At 69.8% G+C, this 19,609-nt stretch carries 14 protein-coding genes and 1 riboswitch; of the genes, 4 read left to right on the top strand and 10 right to left on the bottom strand.

All coding sequences use genetic code 11. The features are described 5' to 3' along the window. Positions 1 to 30 precede the first annotated feature (30 nt). From FK267_RS06830 to FK267_RS06815, 4 genes are all read right to left on the bottom strand, one after another. Entirely contained in the window at positions 31 to 885 is an 855-nt protein-coding gene (locus tag FK267_RS06830) for a carbohydrate ABC transporter permease (RefSeq protein ID WP_009747887.1), read from the bottom strand. A 6-nt stretch (positions 886 to 891) separates the two neighbouring features. Further along, the gene (locus tag FK267_RS06825; RefSeq protein WP_009747956.1) at positions 892 to 1,821 is read right to left on the bottom strand and encodes a carbohydrate ABC transporter permease; all 930 of its coding nucleotides are present in this window, start codon (positions 1,819 to 1,821) and stop codon (positions 892 to 894) included. A gap of 143 nt (positions 1,822 to 1,964) precedes the next feature. Then, on the bottom strand, positions 1,965 to 3,284 hold the full coding sequence (locus FK267_RS06820) for an ABC transporter substrate-binding protein (protein WP_009407007.1): 1,320 nt from the start codon (positions 3,282 to 3,284) through the stop codon (positions 1,965 to 1,967). Positions 3,285 to 3,670: 386 nt separating this feature from the next. Beyond that, complete coding sequence (locus FK267_RS06815) at positions 3,671 to 4,657, bottom strand: malate dehydrogenase (protein WP_075373778.1); 987 nt, start codon at positions 4,655 to 4,657, stop codon at positions 3,671 to 3,673. 254 nt (positions 4,658 to 4,911) lie between these two features. Between FK267_RS06815 and FK267_RS06810 the strand changes: the two genes are divergently transcribed. Both FK267_RS06810 and FK267_RS06805 read left to right on the top strand, forming a co-directional pair. Further along, positions 4,912 to 6,723 (top strand): ABC transporter ATP-binding protein/permease, encoded by a 1,812-nt coding sequence (locus tag FK267_RS06810; protein ID WP_141406734.1) that lies wholly within the window; start codon positions 4,912 to 4,914, stop codon positions 6,721 to 6,723. Then, a complete protein-coding gene (locus tag FK267_RS06805) occupies positions 6,720 to 8,576 on the top strand; it encodes an amino acid ABC transporter ATP-binding/permease protein (RefSeq protein ID WP_141406733.1) in 1,857 nt (618 codons plus the stop codon). Before FK267_RS06810 ends, FK267_RS06805 begins: the two co-directional genes overlap by 4 nt. Positions 8,577 to 8,708: 132 nt before the next feature. Here FK267_RS06805 and FK267_RS06800 read toward each other — a convergent pair whose 3' ends face one another. The 3 genes from FK267_RS06800 to purH form a co-directional block, all read right to left on the bottom strand. After that, positions 8,709 to 10,061 carry a dicarboxylate/amino acid:cation symporter gene (locus FK267_RS06800; RefSeq protein ID WP_141406732.1) on the bottom strand — a complete coding sequence of 451 codons (1,353 nt, stop codon included), beginning with the start codon at positions 10,059 to 10,061 and terminating at the stop codon, positions 8,709 to 8,711. Positions 10,062 to 10,243: 182 nt separating this feature from the next. Next, a complete protein-coding gene (locus FK267_RS06795) occupies positions 10,244 to 10,543 on the bottom strand; it encodes a DUF3017 domain-containing protein (RefSeq protein WP_009747903.1) in 300 nt (99 codons plus the stop codon). Between the two features lie 119 nt (positions 10,544 to 10,662). Further along, positions 10,663 to 12,465 carry a bifunctional phosphoribosylaminoimidazolecarboxamide formyltransferase/IMP cyclohydrolase gene (gene purH / locus FK267_RS06790; protein WP_141406731.1) on the bottom strand — a complete coding sequence of 601 codons (1,803 nt, stop codon included), beginning with the start codon at positions 12,463 to 12,465 and terminating at the stop codon, positions 10,663 to 10,665. Between the two features lie 25 nt (positions 12,466 to 12,490). Continuing rightward, positions 12,491 to 12,580, bottom strand: a riboswitch (ZMP/ZTP riboswitch). Between the two features lie 147 nt (positions 12,581 to 12,727). On the opposite strand from purH, the gene FK267_RS06785 reads away from it, so the two are divergent. Continuing rightward, on the top strand, positions 12,728 to 15,223 hold the full coding sequence (locus FK267_RS06785) for a hypothetical protein (protein WP_141406730.1): 2,496 nt from the start codon (positions 12,728 to 12,730) through the stop codon (positions 15,221 to 15,223). A gap of 9 nt (positions 15,224 to 15,232) precedes the next feature. Here FK267_RS06785 and FK267_RS06780 read toward each other — a convergent pair whose 3' ends face one another. The 3 genes from FK267_RS06780 to sucC are packed head-to-tail and all read right to left on the bottom strand — an operon-like array spanning position 15,233 to position 18,657. Then, positions 15,233 to 16,510, bottom strand: a complete 1,278-nt coding sequence (locus FK267_RS06780) for a cell division protein PerM (protein WP_141406729.1) — start codon at positions 16,508 to 16,510, stop codon at positions 15,233 to 15,235. Continuing rightward, positions 16,507 to 17,448, bottom strand: coding sequence for a succinate--CoA ligase subunit alpha (sucD, locus tag FK267_RS06775; RefSeq protein ID WP_009747943.1), 942 nt, complete (start codon positions 17,446 to 17,448; stop codon positions 16,507 to 16,509). The genes FK267_RS06780 and sucD overlap by 4 nt, the downstream gene beginning before the upstream one ends. A gap of 3 nt (positions 17,449 to 17,451) precedes the next feature. Beyond that, on the bottom strand, positions 17,452 to 18,657 hold the full coding sequence (sucC, locus tag FK267_RS06770) for an ADP-forming succinate--CoA ligase subunit beta (RefSeq protein ID WP_009407046.1): 1,206 nt from the start codon (positions 18,655 to 18,657) through the stop codon (positions 17,452 to 17,454). A 627-nt stretch (positions 18,658 to 19,284) separates the two neighbouring features. Between sucC and FK267_RS13425 the strand changes: the two genes are divergently transcribed. Beyond that, positions 19,285 to 19,425 (top strand): hypothetical protein, encoded by a 141-nt coding sequence (locus FK267_RS13425; RefSeq protein ID WP_170198613.1) that lies wholly within the window; start codon positions 19,285 to 19,287, stop codon positions 19,423 to 19,425. Positions 19,426 to 19,609: the final 184 nt, after the last annotated feature.

Below are 19,609 nucleotides of genomic sequence, written 5' to 3'. Positions count from 1 at the left end.
GTAGACGCGGGCGAGCGGCCCGGGCCGGTCTCAGCCCTTGACGGAGCCGGCCATGAGGCCGCCGACGAAGTACTTGCCCAGCAGGATGTAGACCGCCAGGGTCGGCACCGAGGCGATGAGCGCACCGGACATGGAGGCCCCGTAGTCGGCCAGGATCGAGCCGTGGGCCAGGTTGTTCAGCGCCAGCGTCACCGGCCCGGACTGCGCCCCGCCGCCGAAGAACAGGGCGAACAGGAAGTCGTTCCAGGCGGAGGTGAACTGCCAGATGAGGACGACGACGAAGCTGGGCACCGAGATCGGCAGGACCACCGAGACGTAGGTGCGCAGCATGCCGGCCCCGTCGACCCGGGCGGCCTCAATGAGCTCGTTGGGAATCGTCTCGTAGTAGTTGCGGAAGATGAGCGTCGTGATCGGGATGCCGTAGACGACGTGCATGAGGATCAGCGTGTGAATCCCGAAGCCCAGGTCGGCACTGGTCACCAGACGCATGAGCGGGATCATGACCGCCTGGTAGGGGATGAACATGCCGAACAGGATGAGGGTGAAGACCACGTTGGCCCCGGGGAAGCGCCACTTGGACAGGACGAAGCCGTTGGCACTGCCCAGCATCGCGGAGATGATCGAGGAGGGGATGACCAGCGCCAGGGAGCGCAGCAGCCCGCCACTGAGCTGGTTCCAGGCGTTGGACCAGTTCTTGGTGACCCAGACCTCGGGCAGGTACCAGGTGCGCGAGGGGTCGGCGTCGGCGGATCCCTTGAAGGAGGTGACCAGCAGGACGTAGACCGGGATGAGGACGAGGACCACCGAGGCCAGCAGCAGGATGAAGCGGATGGTCTGGCCCCAGCCGGGGCGGCGCGGGCTGCGCATCGTGAGTGCCTGTGTCATCGCCGTTCACCTCCTGCCCTTGGCGTCGTGGATGAGGTAGGGGATGACGGCGACGGCGACCAGGACCAGCAGGATCGTGCCGACGGCGGCGGCGTTGGAGTAGTCGTTGTCGGTCATGAAGTTGAACATGTCGATGGCCGGGACCTTGGTGGAGTAGGTGCGCTGGTCCGTGATCGACATGATGAGGTCGAAGGACTTCAGGGACATGTGCCCGATGATGATGACGGCACTCAGGGCGATCGGGGTCAGCTGGGGGAAGATGATCGACTTGTAGAGCTGCCACTCGCTGGCGCCGTCGACCCGGGCCGCCTCGCGCAGGTCGTCGGGAATGCCGCGGAAGCCGGCCAGGAAGAGCGCCATGACGTATCCGGCCAGCTGCCACACGGCCGGCAGCGCGATGGCCAGGATGCCCCAGGTGGTGTTCTGGGTCCATGAGTTCTCCAGGAACCTCAGGCCGGTCATCTCGAACAGGCGGTTGAGCCCCGAGGCGCTCTCGCCTTGCGCGGAGTTCAGCAGCCACCGCCACACCACGCCCGAGGCCACGAAGGACACGGCCATGGGGAACAGGAAGATGGAGCGGAAGATCCCCTCCCCCTTGATGGGGCGGTCCAGGAGCCAGGCCCACAGGAAGCCGACCACGAGAGTGCCGGCCAGGAAGGTGACGGTGAACAGGATGAGGTTGATGAAGGAGTGGCGGAAGTCCGGGTTGCCGAACAGGGCCGTGAAGTTGCTCAGCCCGACGACGGTGGTCCCCCTGCGTCCGGAGACCTGGCCGGCGGTGTGCATGTCCAGCAGGGAGGTGTTGATGTTGATGCCGATCATCCCGTAGACGAAGACGCCGACGAGGATGATCGAGGGCGAGATGAGCAGGAGGCCCGGGCCCCACTGCCTCCAGTTCGCCCGACGGCGCCGCGCGGGGGCGCTCTTGGTGCTCACAAGGTTCTCCTGATGCGTTGGTGGCGGCACGAATCCGCCTGTCGTGGTGATGAGCTCCGGCCGAATGATCGGCGAGGGGTCGTCCCGGGGGCGGGAGCGGACCGGAGCGGGCGCACGGCCCGCCCCCGTCCCCGGGGAACCGGTCAGGAGGCGGCAGCGGCCTTGAGGTCGGCCTGCAGGGCGGCGACATCGGAGGCGCCCTGGGCGAACTTGGTCAGGGCGTCGTTCATCGCGTTTGTGGCCTTCGACGGAAGGGCCGCGCCGTGAGCGATGGAGGAGACGATCTTGTCCTTGGCGAAGGACTCCATGGCCGAGCGCTGGTACTCGGAGAACTTGCCCTTCTCCTCGTCAGTGAGGTCGGTGCGGGCCGGGATGGAGCCCTTGACCGTGTTGAAGGCGATCTGGCCGTCCTTGGAGGAGATGGTGTTGAGCCAGTTCTTGGCACCACCGGGGTGCTTGGCGCCGTCGGGCAGGGTGAAGGAGTCGGCCAAGAAGTCGAAGACGCCGTCGGTGCCCGGGACCGGGAAGTAGACGTAGTCCTGGCCGGCCTTCTTGCCGGCGGCATCGAAGCCGGCCACGGCCCAGTCGCCCATGACGTTGAAGGCGGCCTTGCCGTCCATGATGGGCTTCATGGCGGGCTCCCAGTCCTCGGTGTAAAGGGAGGAGTCGGTGAAGCCCACGATGGTCTTGTAGTGCCCCAGCGCCTTGGTGACCTCGGCGCCGCCCCAGTCGGTCTTGCCTGCAAAGAGCCCGTTGTAGGCGTCCACACCCAGGTCGGCGATGAGGATGGTCTCGAGCAGCTCGAGCTGGGTCCAGGCCATGCCCATGGTGATGGGGGTCAGGCCGGCGGCCTTGACCTTCTCCATGTCGGCGATCCAGGCGTCGATGGTGGTGGCGGGCTTGGTCGGGTCGAGCCCGGCGGCCTTGAGCGCGGGCACCGAGGCCCACACGACGTTGGCCCGGTGGATGTTGGAGGGCACGGAGTAGATCTTGCCGTCGGAGTCCTTGAGGCGGTCCATGAGGGTGGCCGGGAAGGCCTCGTTGAGCTTGAACTCCTCGTAGAGGTTGGACACGTCCAGCAGGTAGCCGGCCTCGATGTGGTCCTTGATCTCGGCGCCGGCGTGGGCCTGGTAGGTGTCCGGCGGGTTCTTGGCGGCCAAGTCGGCGGCGAGCTTCTGCTTGGCCTGGCTGCCGGCGCCGCCGGAGACGGCCTTGTTCTCGAACTTCGTCTTGGGGAACTGCTGGTTGAAGACCTTGACCAGGGCATCCAGACCGAGTTTCTCCGAGCCGGCCGACCACCAGGTGACGACGTCGACCTGGCTGGCGTCCCCCTCACCTGCGGCTCCACCGGACTTCGAGCCGGAGCTGCCGGAGGTGGCACAGGCGGCCAGGGTGGCGGCGACTGCAGTGGTTCCCAGCCCCGCCAGCACGGCGCGGCGGGAGAGATAGTGGGTGGGACGCATGGGACTGCTCCTTAGAAACGACGGTGTCTCATGACCACGGCACCGTTGCCGCGGGCGGCGAGGCCAGATGTTGTCTAGTCATCTGAACTCCCCAGGAGAGTAGACCTAAACTGAGCGAAACTCAAACATACATTGCGCGAACAATCATTGTACCGGTCGTGAATGACCGGTCCATACCAGCAGCGGCAATGATTCGTCCGCTGCCCAATCTGCTCCGATGTGTGAAAAAGGGTCCTCGCCGCTCGGATGAGCGGCGAGGACCCGGATGGGAGAGCGGCAGGGCCTTACGGTCCCCCGCACCCGAAGGTGGTCCGTACCAGGAGAGGGTCGGCCCCGGGCGGGCTCTCAGGCCGAGCCCGGGCGCCGAGCCGGAGGGCCCGAAGGACTCAGATGAGCCCCATGGAGGCCACGGTGTTCTTCTCCTCAACGAGCTCGGCCGCCGAGGCATCGATCTTGGCGCGAGAGAAGTCGTCGATCTCGAGACCCTGGACGATCTTCCACTCCCCGTTCTCCGAGGTGCAGGGGAAGGAGGAGATGATGCCCTCGGGCACGCCGTAGGAGCCGTCGGACATGACCGAGGAGGAGGTCCAGGACCCGGAGGTGCCCAGCACCCAGTCGTGCACGTGGTCGATGGCCGCAGAGGCCGCCGAGGCCGCCGAGGAGGCGCCGCGAGCATCGATGATGGCGGCGCCGCGCTTGGCGACGGTCGGGATGAAGTCGTCCTCGACCCAGGCCCGGTCGGCCAGGATGTCGGTGATGGGCGAGCCCTTGACGGTGGCCTGGGTCAGGTCGGGGTACTGAGTGGAGGAGTGGTTGCCCCAGACGGTGACCTTGTCGATGTCGGTGACGTGGCAGCCGGCCTTGGTCGCCAGCTGGGCCAGGGCGCGGTTGTGGTCCAGACGGGTCATGGCCGTGAAGCGCGAGGAGGGGATGTCGGGGGCGTGCGAGGCCGCGATGAGGGCGTTGGTGTTGGCGGGGTTGCCCACGACGAGCACCTTGATGTCCTCGGCGGCACCGGCGTTGAGGGCCTCACCCTGGGGACCGAAGATGCCGCCGTTGGCGGAGAGCAGGTCGGCGCGCTCCATGCCGGCCTTGCGGGGCATGGAGCCGACGAGGAAGGCGATGTTGGCGCCCTCGAAGGCGGCCTTGGCGTCGTCGAAGATGTCGACACTGCCCAGGGTCGGGAAGGCGGAGTCGAACAGCTCCATCGCGGTACCCTCAGCGGCCTTGACGGCCGGCGGGATCTCCAGCAGACGGAGGTTGACGCGCTGGTCCGGGCCGAGCAGGGCGCCGGAGGCGATGCGGAACAGCAGGGCGTAGCCGATGTTGCCGGCAGCACCGGTGATGGTGATGTTGACGGGAGCGTTAGCCATCGAGGACTCCTTCGAGACGTGTGTCGTCGCGGGCCGCAGGCGGCAGCCCGGCAGGACAACGCTATGACGTTCGTGCAGGTGAACACACCGATCCACCGTATTTCGTGACTCTCACCACTTCCCGTAGCCATGGAGGTGGGATTCCTCCTGGTAGCCCGTGATTCCAGCGAGATACTCACCGCCCCTGACAACCTCCCGTCCTAGTCGATACGCTGGAGGCCTCCCCCAGCCCATTTCTCGTTTCCAGGACCGTGATGAGCTCACGCCGATCCCCCGCGCCCATCCTCGCGCCACTGCGCCGCGGCTCCCCGCCCCGCCCCACGGTCTCCTCACCGGCCGGGCGTCGGGCAGGCGCCCTCTCCTTCGGTCTGACGCTCCTGGGCGCCCTGGGAGCCGGGTGGTGCCTCATCTGCACCGGACGCGCCCTGGGCGCCCTGCTGAGCTCCTCGCCTGCGGCGGGCCTGCTCGCCCAGGCCCTGGCCGCGGCCGCCGTGAGCGCCACCTGCCAGCTGGTGGCCCAGCGGGTCGCCCGTTTCAGTGCGCTCACCGAGGAGGCGCACCTGCGCCGCCTCACCCTGGCTCACCTGCTGGGGCTGGGCCCGGCACGCGCCGCCGACGTCCGCAGCGGTGCGACCGCCTCCCTGCTGACCGACGGCGCAGAGCGGGTGGCCCTCTACCGGCAGACCTTCCTGGCCCCCACACTGGCGGCCGCTGCGGCTCCCCTGCTGGTGCTCATCGAGCTGGCCGCCTTCGTCGACGTCGTTCCCGCCCTGGTTCTGGCGGCGGCCATCATCGTGGTCCCGGTCTTCATCGCCTGGTGCCACTCGCGGCTGCGGGCCTCGTCGTCGGACTCCCGACGGGCGCGGATGCGCCTGGCCGCCGAGTACCTCGACGCGATCCAGGGACTGCGCACCCTCACCCTGGCCCGGGCCGCGGAGCGCACCAGTGCACGCCTGCGCCTGGAGGGGGAGTCGAACCGACGCGCCGTCATGGGGCTGCTGGCGGGCAACCAGCTCGTCATCCTGCTCACCGACGGCCTGTTCTCGCTCTTCCTCATCACCGTGGCCGCAGGTCTGGCCCTGGTGCGTCTGTCCTCCGGCGCCATCGACATCAGTGACGCCTTGGCGATCGTCCTGACCTCCTACGTGCTCCTCGAGCCGCTGGACCACGTGGGCGCCTTCTTCTACGTGGGCATGGCCGGAATGGCCAACCAGCGCGCCATCCGCAGGATCCTGTCGCGGCCCCTGCCCCGCTCGACCGCTCGTCCCGAGGCCGCGGCCTCCTCGCCGGCTGCCGCTCAGTCCTCCATCGTGCTCGACGACGTCGAGGCCGCCTGGGACGCCGATCCGGTGCTGGAGGGCGTCAACCTGAGCGTGCGCCGCGGCGAGAGCCTGGCGGTGGTCGGCCCCTCGGGGGCGGGCAAGTCGACGCTCATGGCAGTGCTCGCCGGCAACCTGCTACCCAGCGGCGGAACCGTGCGCGTCGAAGGCACCGAGCTGAGCGCCGCGACGCAGGACGAGGTGCGCTCGGCCTCCGCACTGGTGGCACAGACGACCTGGCTATTCACCGGAACGATTGCCGACAACCTGCGCCTGGCCCAGCCCTACGCGACGCCGTCGCAGATGTGGCAGGCCCTGGAGGTGGCCCGCCTCGACAAGGAGGTGGCGCTCATGCCCGAAGGGCTGGAGACCCAGGTCGGCGAGGCCGGCCTGGGACTGTCGGGTGGTCAGGCCCAGCGCCTGTCCCTGGCCCGCGCCTTCCTGGCCGACCGCCCCGTGCTGCTCCTGGACGAGCCCACCAGCCAGGTGGACCTGGCCAGCGAGGCTGCCATCGTGGAGTCCCTTGAGCAGCTGTCCCAGGGCCGCACGGTCGTCACCATCTCCCATCGCGTCGGAGCGCTGACGGCAGCGGACCGGACGGTGAGGGTTGATGCCGGTACGGTCCACGAGGTCGGTGAAGCCCGGACGCCCACATCCGCCGGCGCGGCGCCCACTCAGGAAGCCACCGGGGCCGACGGGTCTTCCTCCAAGGCCTCCGACGGGGATCACCAGGAGGAGCGGGCATGATCCGATCGATCCAGTCGAGACGGTCCTCGGCGCCCCGCTCGCGGGCAACCGGCGGCTCAGGGAAGCGCAGCGGGACCGGTCAAGATGCCGCCTCCACGCAGGTGCCTGTCTCCCGCGCGATGCTGGTGCGCTGGCTGCTTCAGGTCACCCGCCCGGTCCTCTCACCGCTGCTGGGCTCCACCCTGTGCCGTATCACTGACATGCTGTGCGGCGTGGCCCTGTTCTCCTTGGGCGCCTACGCCGTGGCCCGGGCAGGTCTGGCGATGACGACGGACGCACCGGTGCCCGCCATCTGGCCGGTGCTGGCCGTCATGGCGGGGCTGTCCCTACTCAAGGCGGCCCTGCGCTACGTCGAGCAGTTCCTCGGCCACCTGGTGGCCTTCAAGGCCCTCGAGCTGCTGCGCGGCCAGATCTTCCGCTCCCTCATTCCCCGCTCCCCCAGGGTCAGTGCGACGTCACGCTCGGGCGACCTGCTGTCGCGGGCCACCAAGGACGTGGACCGGATCGAGGTCTTCTTCGCCCACACCTTCGCTCCAGCAGTCTGCGCCGTCGTCGTACCGATGACGGTGCTCACGCTCATCGGCCTGAAGGTGTCCTGGCTGGTGGCCCTGGCGGCGCTCCCCTTCGTGGTGCTCCAGCTGCTCATCGTGCCCCGCCTGGGGTTCGCCGCCTCAGTGGATGCCTCCCGCTCGGTCTCGGCGGCGCGGGCGGAACTCACCCAGCACGTGACCGACACCGTTCAGGGCATGAGCGAAGTTGTCGGGTACGGGCGCAGCCAGGAGCGTCTCGATGAGATGGCCAGGATCGACGCCGAGATCGCCGGTGCCGCACGGCCAACCGGGCAGTGGGCCGCCGTGAGGCGAGGCCTCAACCAGCTGGCGGGTCTGAGCGCGCCGATCGCCGTCGTTGCCGCGGGTGCGACACTGCCGGCGACCGGCTCGGGCACGGGCATCCCCCTCCTGGCGGCCGCGGCCGCTGCGGTGCTGCGGCTGTCTGAGACCATCCGCGGCGTCGAGGAGCTCTCGAGCGCGCTCAATGCCTCCTTCGCCTCGGCTGAGAGAGTGTGGGAGGTCGTCAACGCCCCGGTGGAGGTGCGCGACGGCGTTGAGGAGCTGACCCCCGGCATCTCCCACGAGGTCCTGTGGCAGGACGTCACCTACTCCTACCCCAACACCGCCGCCCAGGCAGTCCACGGCGTCAGCATCAGGGCCAGGGCCGGACGGTGGACCTGCATCGTGGGGGCCTCCGGATCGGGCAAGTCCACACTGGCCCAACTGGCGGTGCGCTTCGATGAGCCGGACTCGGGCCGCATCCTCATCGACGGCCAGGACGTGAGCGATCTGCGTGCCGTCAGCCTCTACCAGGAGATCGGCCTGGTGGATCAGCGGGTTCACCTCATGCGGGCCACCATTGCGGACAACGTGCGCCTGGCGGCGCCCTCGGCCACGGACGCCCAGGTGCGCCGGGCGTGCCGAGCGGCCTGCATCGACGAGGACATCGAGGCCCTCGAGGACGGTTACGACACCCTCGTGGGTGAGCGAGGCCAGTCCCTGTCCGGGGGCCAGCGCCAGCGCCTGGCACTGGCCCGCGCACTCCTGGCCCGTCCCGGGGTGCTCATCCTCGATGAATTCACCTCCCACCTGGATCCTGACCTGGATGAGCGGGTGCGCATCGGGGTGCGCACCTATCTTCCGCAGGCGACGATCATCGAGATCACTCACCGCTTGCAGTGGTCCGAGCAGGCCGACCACGTCGTCGTGATGGATGCGGGGACGATCGTGCAGACGGGGCCGCCGGCCAAGCTCCTGGACGAGCCCGGACCGCTGCGCACACTGATCGGCCGAGGCCGCTGAGAGCGCGGCCAGCCGGACCGGACACCGGGCGGATTCCGGCTGCTTCAGTCAGGTCTCAGGCCGAGATACTGATCGGGCGCCGGGAGTCGATTGACTCCCGGCGCCCGATCGGCTGACTGCGCTGCCCCGGTTCTACTCGCCCGAGCGGGTGGCCGCGGCCGAGGCCTCGAGCTCCTCGGGACTGACGACCCCCTCGACGCTGACCGCGTTGAGGTAGGCCATCCCGTCGAAGGAGAGCTCACGGACGTTCTCCGGGTCGCCCTCGTCGTTGACGGAGCCGCCGGCCATACGGTCGACGATGATGGCGATGGCGCCGTCACCGGTGACGTTCGTGGCGGTACCGAAGGAGTCCAGGGCGATGTAGGTGGCGATCATGAGGGCCACCTGCTGGTCATTGAAGCCGAGCATGGAGGACAGCAGACCGGTGGCCGCCATGATGGCGCCCCCGGGGACACCCGGCGCGGCCACCATCGTGATGCCGAGCATGAAGATGAAGCCGATCCACTGGGTGGTGCTCACGTGCAGGTCCTGGGTGAGGACGATCGCGAAGGCGAAGGAGAAGATCTTCGAGGTCGACCCCGCCAGGTGGATCGTGGCGCACAGGGGGATGGTGAAGGAGGCCACCGCGTCGGAGACGCCGTTCTTCTTCGTCTGACGCAGGGTGACCGGGATCGTGGCCGCTGACGAGGAGGTGCCCAGAGCCGTCAGGTAGGCCGGGAGCATGGTGAACAGTGCCTTGAGCGGGTTGCGGCGGCCGATGAGTCCCGCGGTGAGGAACTGGATGCCCAGGATGACGACCTCGAGGATGAGGACCACGACGACGACGCGCAGGAGCGCCTTCATCACCGCCCCGGCCGCCCCGGTGTAGGTGAGGTTGAGGAAGATGCCGAAGATGTGCAGGGGCAGCAGCGGGATGATGAGCCGCTCGATGAGGCGGGTGATGATGGCTCGGAACTCGATGAATCCCTTGCGCAGCACGCCCCGGGGCACCATGGACAGGCCGATGCCCAGGACGAAGGACAGCAGCAGGGCGGTCATGACCTCGACGGCCGGCGGCATCTCCACCGTGAAGTAGCTGCTCAGAGCCCCCTCCGGCTTGGAGACGTCGGCCAGAGAGGTTCCGGCGAGCAGCCGGGGGAAGGTGGCGTAGCAGACCAGGAAGGTGAGGAAGCCGGCGAAGAGGGTCGAGGTGTAGGCCAGAGCCGTCGTGATCCCGAGCCACTTACCGGCCCCGCGCCCCAGGTCGGCGATGGCGGGAGTCACCAAGCCGATGATGATGAGCGGGATGGAGAAGCTGAGGAACTGGCTGAACAGGTCGGAGAAGGTCGCGAAGACATTGCCGACGGGCTTGGGAATGAGCGGGTGGCCCCCGAAGCGAACCGAGCCCAGGAGCAGGGCCAGCAGGATCGCGCCAATGACCCAGGTCAGAATGCTGTGGCTGAGACGATGGGTCAGCGAGGGCGCGGCTGAGGGATTGCTTGACATAGAGGGACCTTCAGGGTGTGAAACGAGATGACAAGACGTCTTGACTGGGGCCAGCGTGCCATACCGCTTGGTCATGGCGCCGCACCGGACCGAAGAATGAGCACTCCCAAGGCACAGATCACACGGGGCGGCGCACAGCGTCGCCGTGAGAACTCACGCGGAGGGCACAGAGTGCTCCCCGCTCACAGGATGCGGGGCAGGTTGACGTAAGGCGACAGGAGCATCAGGACGGCGGCCAGGCCGATGCCGAGGACGACGTCGAACAGGCGGCTGCGCGCCGCCAGCCAGGTGCCGTCGGGGCGCTGGATCCGGACGATGGCCAGCATCAGGATCCCGGCGGCCGCCCACAGGACGGCGATGCGGCGGTGCCCCAGCAAGGCGATGGCTGGGACAGCCGCCAGGCCGAGGGCAACGAGGACAACACAGATGGTGCGGTAGGGCTCCTTGTGCTCGGCCTGCTGGGGATGCGGGTCATGAGTCACGGGCAGGAGCCTATCGGCGCGTGGGGTGCGGGTCCATGACCTTTCTCCGACTGGCACGCCCGCCTGGTGCCCGGCGCGAGGAGCCGGGCACCAGGCGGCGCAGGCGACCCAGTGGGAGATCAGTGGGAGAAGTGGCGGGTGCCGGTGAGGTACATGGTGACGCCGGCGGCCTGGGCGGCGTCGATGACCTCCTGGTCACGGATGGAGCCACCCGGCTGGACGACGGCGCGGACCCCGGCGTCGATGAGGACCTGGAGGCCGTCGGCGAAGGGGAAGAAGGCGTCGGAGGCGGCCACGGCCCCGCGGGCGCGCTGTGGTGCGGCCGCTCCTGCCAGGACATCGGCGGCGTCGGCCCCACCCACAGCCCCCTTCTCCTGCTGGGAGCCGTCGAGTGCGGCGTCGCCGGTGGAGCGGGCCCCCAGGGTGTTGGCCCGCTCGACGGCCAGCTTGCAGGAGTCGACGCGGTTGACCTGCCCCATGCCCACACCGACGGTGGCACCGTCATGAGCCAGGAGGACCGCGTTGGAGCGCACGGCACGCACCGAGCGCCAGGCGAAGACCAGATCGGCCAGGAGCGCGTCGTCGGCGGCCGGGCCCGCGGCCAGGGTCCAGGTCGAGGGGTCGTCGCCGGCGGCGTCCAGGACGTCACGCTCCTGGATGACGGCACCTCCCGAGACCTGCTTGATCTCGTAGCCCTCGCGCTGGGGGGCCTCGACGAGGAGCAGGCGCAGGTTCTTCTTGGTGGACAGGATCTCCACGGCCTCGTCGTCGAAGGCGGGGGCGGCGACGACCTCAGTGAAGATCGGCTTGATCTGACGGGCCATCTCGGCGGTGACGACCGTGTTGGTGGCGATGACGCCGCCGTAGGCCGAGACCGGGTCGCAGGCGTGGGCCTTGCGGTGGGCCTCGGCGACGTCGCCGGCAGCCGAGACCGCGATGCCGCAGGGGTTGGCGTGCTTGACGACGGCGACCGTGACGGCCTGGCCGTGGTCGTAGGCGGCGCGCACGGCTGCGTCGGTGTCGGTGTAGTTGTTGTAGCTCATGGCCTTGCCGTGGAGCTGGCGGGCGCCGGCCACTCCCCCGCTCGCCCCGGCGATACGGTAGACGGCGGCCCGCTGGTGGGGATTCTCCCCGTAGCGCAGGCTCGCCAGGCGCTCGTAGCAGACGCCGACGTAGGCCGGCGGTGCGGCCGGCCCGCTGGCTTCGACCTCGGCCGAGTCCGTGGCGTGGGCGACGTCGCCGGCCTCGATCTGGGCGGCCATCCAGGTCGACACGGCCGCGTCGTAGGCGGCGGTGTGGGCGAAGGCCTCGGCGGCCAGGCGGCGGCGGCCGGCCAGGGTGAAGCCGCCTTCTCGCACGGCGGCCGCGACGTCCTCGTACCGGTCGGGGCTGGTCACCACGGCGACAGCGGGGTGGTTCTTGGCGGCGGCGCGCACCATGGTGGGGCCACCGATGTCGATCTGCTCCACGCAGGCGTCGAAGGGGGCACCGGAGGCGACGGTGTCGGTGAAGGGGTAGAGGTTGACGACAACCAGGTCGATGGGGGTCACCCCCAGGGTGGCCAGCTGGTCGAGGTGGTCGGGCTTGCGGCGGTCGGCGAGGATGCCGGCATGGACGGCCGGGTGGAGGGTCTTGACCCGTCCCTCGAGGCACTCGGGGAAGCCGGTGACCTCCTCCACCGGGGTGACGGCCAGGCCCGCGGCGGCGATGGTGGCGGCGGTGGAGCCGGTGGAGACGATCTCGACACCGGCGTCGGCCAGGGCGTGGGCGAGCGGGAGGAGACCGGTCTTGTCATAGACGGAGATGAGGGCGCGGCGCACGGGGACGCGGTCGGGGCTGACGAGGCCCTCGGTGGGGACGTGAGCGGTAGGGACCGCCTGGTTCGTGGGCTGCGAGGACTGGGACGACGGGGACGTGGACATGGCGCTCCTGGTGTGGCGTGAGGAAGCAGGACGCCCAGGCGGGCGACGTCCCCTTCATGGACGGCCTCGGCCACTCCCCGGTGGTGCCCCACCCTCGCCAGTCGCAGCCGACCTCATCCTATCGGGTGGCGGCCACGACGGCATCGGATGAGGCCACCGAGCCTGCCTGACCTGACGTTTTCCATGTCGCTCCCGGCGAATCACCCGACCGAACGGCCTGTTTCCTTGCGAGCGGCTTGAGGGACCGCATACAGTCCACAGCATGACTGCGCCCATCAACATCGCAGCAACACCGGTATATCGGAGGACTCCCCCGGAGCAGTGGCAGGAGGCCGCCTCCGCCTACCGGCGCTGGTGGAGCCGCCATCCGGGATTGTCCAGTGCCCTGAACCTGGTGGTGCGCGGAGCCTATGTCCTCATGATCCCGCTGCTCATCGCCGCCCTGGTGATGGTCCCGAGGCTGGCCTACGCCGCCGTGCCGGCGGCCTTCATGGCCGTGTGCCTCATGGTGGTGGCCCTCCTGACGCGCACACGCACTATCAGCTGGCGCTCGGTTCTGCTCATGTACGGTGTCGGCACCGCCTGGTCGCTCGTCGTGGCCGCCATCATGAGCTCGGTGCGTACCCGCGCAGGCCTGTCCGTCATGGGCAACGGGATGAGTATCGCCCTGACCATTGCCCTGGAGGTTCTCAGCCCGCTGGTACCCCTGGTGCTCGTGGTCTTCCTGGCGCCGGGGCGGATGCGCCGCCTGGCGGCCTCCGACTGGGCCCTGCTGGGTTTCGCGGCCGGAGCGGGCCTGACGGCCCTCAACGACGGCATTCGGGCCCTTGAGGAGAGCAGCCTGCTCTCCTCGGTCCTGGGCAACGGGCGCCTTCCCTTCTCCTTCAACCCATGGACCTCGGGGTCGATGACCCAGGAGAACAGCAATGTCCTGGCCGTCAGCAACCAGGTGAGCACCGCGAACATCACGATGGCGGTGGCGCTGGCGATCACGCTGTGGCGCCTCAAGGACTCCCCGGCCTTCGACGGGGCCAAGAACCTCGTGTGGCTGCGGATCGTGGCCTGGATCCTGCCGGCGGTGGTCATCCTGCAGTCGGTCAGCGACCACGCCACCTACATCGCCAGGATCGCCCAGCAGCTCGGCCAGAGCGACTCCGGCGGCGGCTTCCCGGCGCTGCTCATGTTCCTGTGGAGGGTCAACGGCGGAGGCCTGAGCGCCATCCCCCTGTCCGTCATCCTCATGGCCGCCTGCCTGCTCCTGGACGCCCACCGCCGCGCCTACGCGGGCGTGCACGGCTGGACGGTGGCCGGGGCGCCGGCTCCCCGCTACCCCAATCTCACCGAGGCGCCGCCCTTCGTGCGCGCCCTCATCGTCTCGGTGGTGGCGCTGGCGAACTTCACCTGGGGCGACCTGGCCGTCACCTGGGGCGCCTACGGGGACCTGCGCCAGGGACGTCTGTACGCCATGCGGGCGGGACGGGCCACAGCCGAGCAGGTGCGCGGCGTGCGGGCCGACGCCATGGAGGCCACGACACCGGGTGCTGAGCCCAATGCCCGCCAGGGCTTCCGCCTGGGGATCCTGGTGGTCAGCGTCGTGCTGTTCCTCCTGTGCTGCATGTACGAGGTACGCACCGTCTGGCAGCTCGCCCCCGAGCTCAAGGAGACCGAGGACGACCTGTTCCTCTCCGCCCTGCCACGCCTGTTCTCCCAGTGGTGGAGCGGGTTGAGTGGCACCCAGGGGCTCCTCTACGCGATCGGTGCGCTGGCGGCGGTGGCCATGAGCCTGTCCCTCGTCCTGACGCTGGGGGCCCCGGGGCGCCGCATCAGCACGGCGCCGTCGTCGAGCAGCCTCATCAGTCACCTGCTCACTCTCACGCCGGGGCAGGCGTGCCTGGCACTGCTGGACTTCGCCATGACCTACATGCCGCGCTCGGCCCTGAGCGCCAGTCCCGCCGGGGGCGGAACCGACCTGGCCGCCGAGCTCTCCGTCAACCGGCGAATCCGGAACGCCGAGAGCTTCTCCGAGAGTCAGGCGCTGTTCACGGCGCGCACCAAGCGGCAGGTGGCGGTCGAGGCCGACATTGCGCGCCTTCGCGAGCTCGCCGAGTCCCTGGGCGTGACCGACGTCGATGCCCTGGAGCCCAGCCGGATCGATGAGACCGTCGCCGATCTGGCCGCCTCCGGGGCCGACTCCCAAGTGGTCGGGCAGATGCGCGACCTGGCCGCCTCAGTGTCGGAGCAGCAGGCCGAGATCCTGGACCTGACCCGCCGCCTCAACACCGGCAACGGCGAGCAGTTCGCCATCCTGGAGGGCTATCGGATCACCGACGACTTCCGGGGTGAGGCCATCGACCAGCGGCCGGTGGACAGCCCCGTCCACGCCCTGGCGCTGTCCCCGGCCGGGAACCAGCTGGTCGTCGTCGAGTACCAGGGGGCGGCCCCCACCATTGATGACGACGACGAGACCGACATTCCTCCCCGCAGGCTGCCGGGGCGGGCGGCGCACAAGTCGGCCGACAACGTCCTGGAGCACCTGGCCCGCGACGAGCGCGTCGCGCGGTTCTTCCGGGAGAATCCTGAGCTGTGGCGGGACATCAAGGAGGGACGCGCCCTCTTGGAGGCGAACGTCCTCTACACCCCCATCCCCGGGATGACCTACCGGGCCGGGACCGCGCTCCTGGCGGTGACGCCCGAACTCGTCGACGGCGTGGACGCGGCCGTCAGCGCCCTGAGCGGCGCGGGCACCGCGGCGCGCTGACCTGCGGGCTCAGGCCTCGCCGTCCACCTCGTCGTCGTCCGCATCGTCCTCTTCGTCAACGGCATCGTCGCGCGCGTCCTGGCGCCGGTAGGCCGCCGGCAGGACCGACTCGGGCAGGGTGTTGCGAGCCCAGGTACGCGTGTAGGGGTGGGCCAGGACGGCCATGGCCGCCAGTCCGACACCGACCTCGACGAAGACGAGGATGACGGTGTAGAGGACCAGTGGGCCGACGCTGCTCATCCGGTCCGGGCCCACGGATCCGGAGGCGGCCAGGCACAGCAGGCCCACGCCAACGGCCACGAGGAGGGCGGCCAGACCGGCGGCGCTGAGGGCGTAGCGCACCCGCAGGGCGTTGAGCACCGTCCGACGGCGCCAGGCGGCCACCATGGCGCCGGCCGTCACCACCAGGGGCAGCCACAGGCCCACGCTGCTCAGCGGCGTCGACGGCACCAGCCCCAGCAGCGGCAGGCGCGGGACGGGGCCGGCCACGACCCGGTCGGGGGCGAAGACGGTGCCCGTGCCCACGGAGAAGCCGGCGCCGATGAGCCAGGAGCAGGCCCAGATGAGCAGGGTCGGCACCCAGCCGGCCTGAAGCAGGATGAGGCCGGCCATCGCGACGAAGCCGTCCCCGGCCAGGGAGTCGTGCAGGACCGAGACCCGGCCGGCGCCGTTGACGACAGCCGCGACCACCACCAGCAGGCTCAGCAGGCTCAGGGCTCGCGTGGCCCCGTAGGCCAGTGACAGGGACGGCCCCAGCCAATGGGGTCGGCGGTCCCACCAGCGGGTCAGGGGCGGCCAGTGGTGGCCGGCGCGCATGAGCTGGATGGCGACGATGACGCCGGTGAGCAGGGCGATGCCGATGACGGCGGGCCAGGTGTCCAGCCCGGCGGGGCCGGTGAGGCAGGCCAGGGCCGCCACGACGGTCGCGGCGGCGACGATGGCCGCCCCGGCCGCCGGCCGGGAGGGGTGGGCGCGCCGCACGCAGAACCAGGTCCAACCCGCCTGCACCAGGGTGAGTCCCAGCAGCGGCAGGCTGAGCACGCCGTCGTCCTCGGAGGTCAGCGCGGTCGAGCCCCCGAAGCCGAGGCTCCACAGGGCGGTCCCGGTGTGCAGGGCGTCGCCTGCGCTGAGGATGGCCGCGGCGTTGAGGCTGGCGGCCGCCTTGGACACGGCGATCGTCGCCAGCACCACCACCAGCCAGACCAGGCCGACTGACTCGACCCCCACGCGCAGGGACCACAGGGCCCAGGACGCCAGGCTGGTGGCTCGCTGCCGCGCCAGGCTCAAGCGCTCACCTCTCCGGCCAGCTGACGGTAGAGCTCGCGGGCGATCTCAGCGGTCTGGCTGGGGGTGCGCCCCACCCGGACGCCGGCGGCCTCCAGGGCGATCTTCTTGGCCTCGGCGGTACCCGAGGAGCCGGAGACGATGGCGCCGGCGTGCCCCATGGTGCGGCCCTCGGGTGCGGTAAAGCCGGCGACGTAGGCGACGACCGGCTTGGTCATGTGCTCGCGGATGTAGGCGGCGGCCCGCTCCTCGGCGTCGCCCCCGATCTCACCGATCATGACGACCAGGCGGGTGTCGGGGTCGGCCTCGAAGGCGGCCAGGGCGTCGATGTGGGTGGTGCCGACCACCGGGTCCCCACCGATGCCGATGCAGGTGGTGAAGCCCAGATCGGACAGCTCGTGCATGAGCTGGTAGGTGAGGGTCCCGGACTTGGAGACCAGTCCCAGGGGGCCGGGGCCGGTGATGTCGGGCGGGGTGATGCCCACGTTGGAGCGGGCCGGGGAGATGATGCCGGGGCAGTTGGGGCCGATGATCTGCACGCCGTGGTCGGCCGCGTAGGCGCGCATCCAGGTGGCGTCGGCGACCGGGATGCCCTCGGTGATGACGACGAGGAGGCGCACTCCGGCGTCGACGGCCTCGACGACGGCGCCCTTGGCGAAGGCGGGCGGGACGAAGACGACGCTCACCTCGGCGCCGGTAGCCTCCTTGGCCTCGGCGACGGTGCCGTAGACGGGGACCTCAACGGTTCCGGCCTGGACCTCGCCGGCGCCGGGGCCGATGGGGGCGACGTCGAAGGCGACGGTGGTGCCGGCCTTGCGGGGGTTGACACCGGCGACGACCTTCGTGCCGGCCGAGAGCATGCGGGTGGTGTGCTTGCGGCCCTCGGAACCGGTCATGCCCTGGACGATGACGCGGTCGGTCTCAGTCAGGAAGATGCTCATGTCTCAGGCCTCCTTGCCAGCGGGCCGGCCGCTGATCTTCTCGGCGATGGCGGTGACGACGTCGGCGGCCCCGTCCATGGTGTCGACGACGGTGACGCCCTCGATGGCGGCGTCGGCCAGGATGGCGCGACCGGTGTCGGCGTTATTGCCGTCCAGGCGCACGACGACGGGCTTGGGCAGCCCGCCCAGGGACTCGACGGCGGTCACGATGCCCTGGGCGACGGTGTCGCAGGAGGTGATGCCGCCGAAGACGTTGACGAGGATTGCGCGCACCTGGGGGTCGGAGGCGACGACCTCCAGGCCGGTGGCCATGACCTCGGCCGATGAGCCGCCTCCCAGGTCGAGGAAGTTGGCGGGCTTCATGCCGCCGTGGCGCTCGCCGGCGCCGGCGACGACGTCGAGGGTGGACATGACCAGGCCGGCGCCGTTGCCCAGGACCCCGACCTCGCCCTCGAGGCGCACGTAGTTGAGGCCGGCCTCGCGGGCGCGGGCCTCCAGGGGGTCGGTGGCGGCGTTGTCGACGAGCTCGGCGTGGGCGGGGTGGCGGAAGCGGGAGTTGTCGTCGAGAGTGACCTTGCCGTCCAGGGCGATGATGCGGCCGTCGGCGGCCTTGACCAGGGGGTTGACCTCCACGAGGGTGGCGTCCTCGGCGGTGAAGACCTCCCAGAGGCGTTCGATGACGGCGGCGACCTCGTCGGCCAGGGGGCCGGCCTCGAAGCCCGCGGCCTCGACGATCCGGTGGGCGACGGCGGGGGTGATGCCCTCGAGCGGGTCGATGCCGATGCGGGCCAGGGCCTCGGGGCGCTCGACAGCGAGGGTCTCGATGTCCATGCCGCCCTCGCGCGAGCACATGGCCAGGTACTGGCGCTCAGCGCGGTCCAGGAGGATGGAGAAGTAGTACTCGGCGTCCAGGTCGACGCCGTCGGAGATGAGCACGGCGCGCACCGTGTGGCCCTTGATGTCCATGCCCAGGATGTCGCGGGCGCGGGCCTCGGCCTCCTCAGCGGTGCGGGCAAGCTTGACGCCGCCGGCCTTGCCGCGGCCGCCGGTCTTGACCTGGGCCTTGACGACCACCAGCTCGCTTCCCGCGTCGAGGAGGGACTGCGCGGCGCTGCGCGCCTCCTCGGGGGTTGTGGCCACGGCGCCGTCGAGCACGGGGACGCCGTGCTGGCGGAACAGGTTCCTGGCCTGGTATTCGTACAAATCCATGCAGCTGATCCTCTCGGGGCATGTGGATGGCTTGCGGGCGCGGGCCGACGTCGGCCGGACAGGCACCAGTGATGAGCCTAACGTCCCAGTGGCCGGTTGGGAGGGCGGACACGGGCGCGAAGCGGCGGCGTCTCACACAGCGTGGTCGCAGCGTCTCACGGCGGGGCGTGCGCACCGGGGCCTCCACCGGCCACGAGCGCCGTCCAGCCACGTAGGATGACGAGGGATGGGACACGTAGCATGAGCAAGGATCCCGAGAGTCTTCAGGGTGGGCGGCGCAGGGCGACACTGCATTCCAATCCCATCTCGACGACGGCCACGACACCCTCTATCTGCGCGACATCCACTATCTGAGGACCAACGCGGCGGCACTCACCAGAGCGCTCATGTAAGAGCCCCGATCAAACCACTACTGGATTGCGACACGCGGTCTCTACCCATGAGCGCCGTCGAGAACGTACTTTTCCTACGAGGACTGCGTTGTCCTCCAGATGACTGCGGTCCGGCCCCAGTCGTCTGGAGGAGAACGCAGTCCCCGATCGCGGAGTACGTTCCCGATCCTGCGCCGCCCGCCACGACGCGAATTATCATGAATTGACACGAGGAGGCTCGAGAAGGGAGACGGTCATGCCCGCACTAACAGCGACGAGTGCGCTGGTCGGCGCCGCGGTGCTGCTCGGCGTCTGGAGCGGCAGGCGATGGGGTCGACGACGCAAACGCGTCCTCGACGCCGAGGCCCGCAGGTTCCACACCCGCAGAGACCGGTAGTTCCTTAGCCCGTGGACCTACTGTCCCCCTGCTCCCACAGCAGGGGGACACATCGCTCCCCTCCTCCTGGGGTTCACCAGGAACCGGCGAATGCGCGGATGTCGCGGCAAGGAAACGCTTCTGGGACCACAGGCGGATGACGTGGCGGCGCTCACCAGCAACAATATGGACTGATGTCCTCCCG

The sequence above is a fragment of the Actinomyces oris genome, assembly GCF_006546825.1.
Lineage (GTDB): Bacteria > Actinomycetota > Actinomycetes > Actinomycetales > Actinomycetaceae > Actinomyces > Actinomyces oris.
Note: the sequence above shows the minus strand (reverse complement) of the source record. Positions and strands in the feature narration are given on the sequence as shown.

What these genes read in the sequence shown, in the direction of transcription:
- sucC (WP_009407046.1), bottom strand. Translation starts at nt 18,657, where the DNA reads ATGGATTTGTACGAATACCAGGCCAGGAACCTGTTCCGCCAGCACGGC.
- FK267_RS06810 (WP_141406734.1), top strand. Translation starts at nt 4,912, where the DNA reads ATGAGCTCACGCCGATCCCCCGCGCCCATCCTCGCGCCACTGCGCCGC.
- FK267_RS06815 (WP_075373778.1), bottom strand. Translation starts at nt 4,657, where the DNA reads ATGGCTAACGCTCCCGTCAACATCACCATCACCGGTGCTGCCGGCAAC.
- purH (WP_141406731.1), bottom strand. Translation starts at nt 12,465, where the DNA reads ATGTCCACGTCCCCGTCGTCCCAGTCCTCGCAGCCCACGAACCAGGCG.
- FK267_RS13425 (WP_170198613.1), top strand. Translation starts at nt 19,285, where the DNA reads ATGCCCGCACTAACAGCGACGAGTGCGCTGGTCGGCGCCGCGGTGCTG.
- FK267_RS06805 (WP_141406733.1), top strand. Translation starts at nt 6,720, where the DNA reads ATGATCCGATCGATCCAGTCGAGACGGTCCTCGGCGCCCCGCTCGCGG.
- FK267_RS06800 (WP_141406732.1), bottom strand. Translation starts at nt 10,061, where the DNA reads ATGTCAAGCAATCCCTCAGCCGCGCCCTCGCTGACCCATCGTCTCAGC.
- FK267_RS06820 (WP_009407007.1), bottom strand. Translation starts at nt 3,284, where the DNA reads ATGCGTCCCACCCACTATCTCTCCCGCCGCGCCGTGCTGGCGGGGCTG.
- FK267_RS06830 (WP_009747887.1), bottom strand. Translation starts at nt 885, where the DNA reads ATGACACAGGCACTCACGATGCGCAGCCCGCGCCGCCCCGGCTGGGGC.
- FK267_RS06785 (WP_141406730.1), top strand. Translation starts at nt 12,728, where the DNA reads ATGACTGCGCCCATCAACATCGCAGCAACACCGGTATATCGGAGGACT.
- sucD (WP_009747943.1), bottom strand. Translation starts at nt 17,448, where the DNA reads ATGAGCATCTTCCTGACTGAGACCGACCGCGTCATCGTCCAGGGCATG.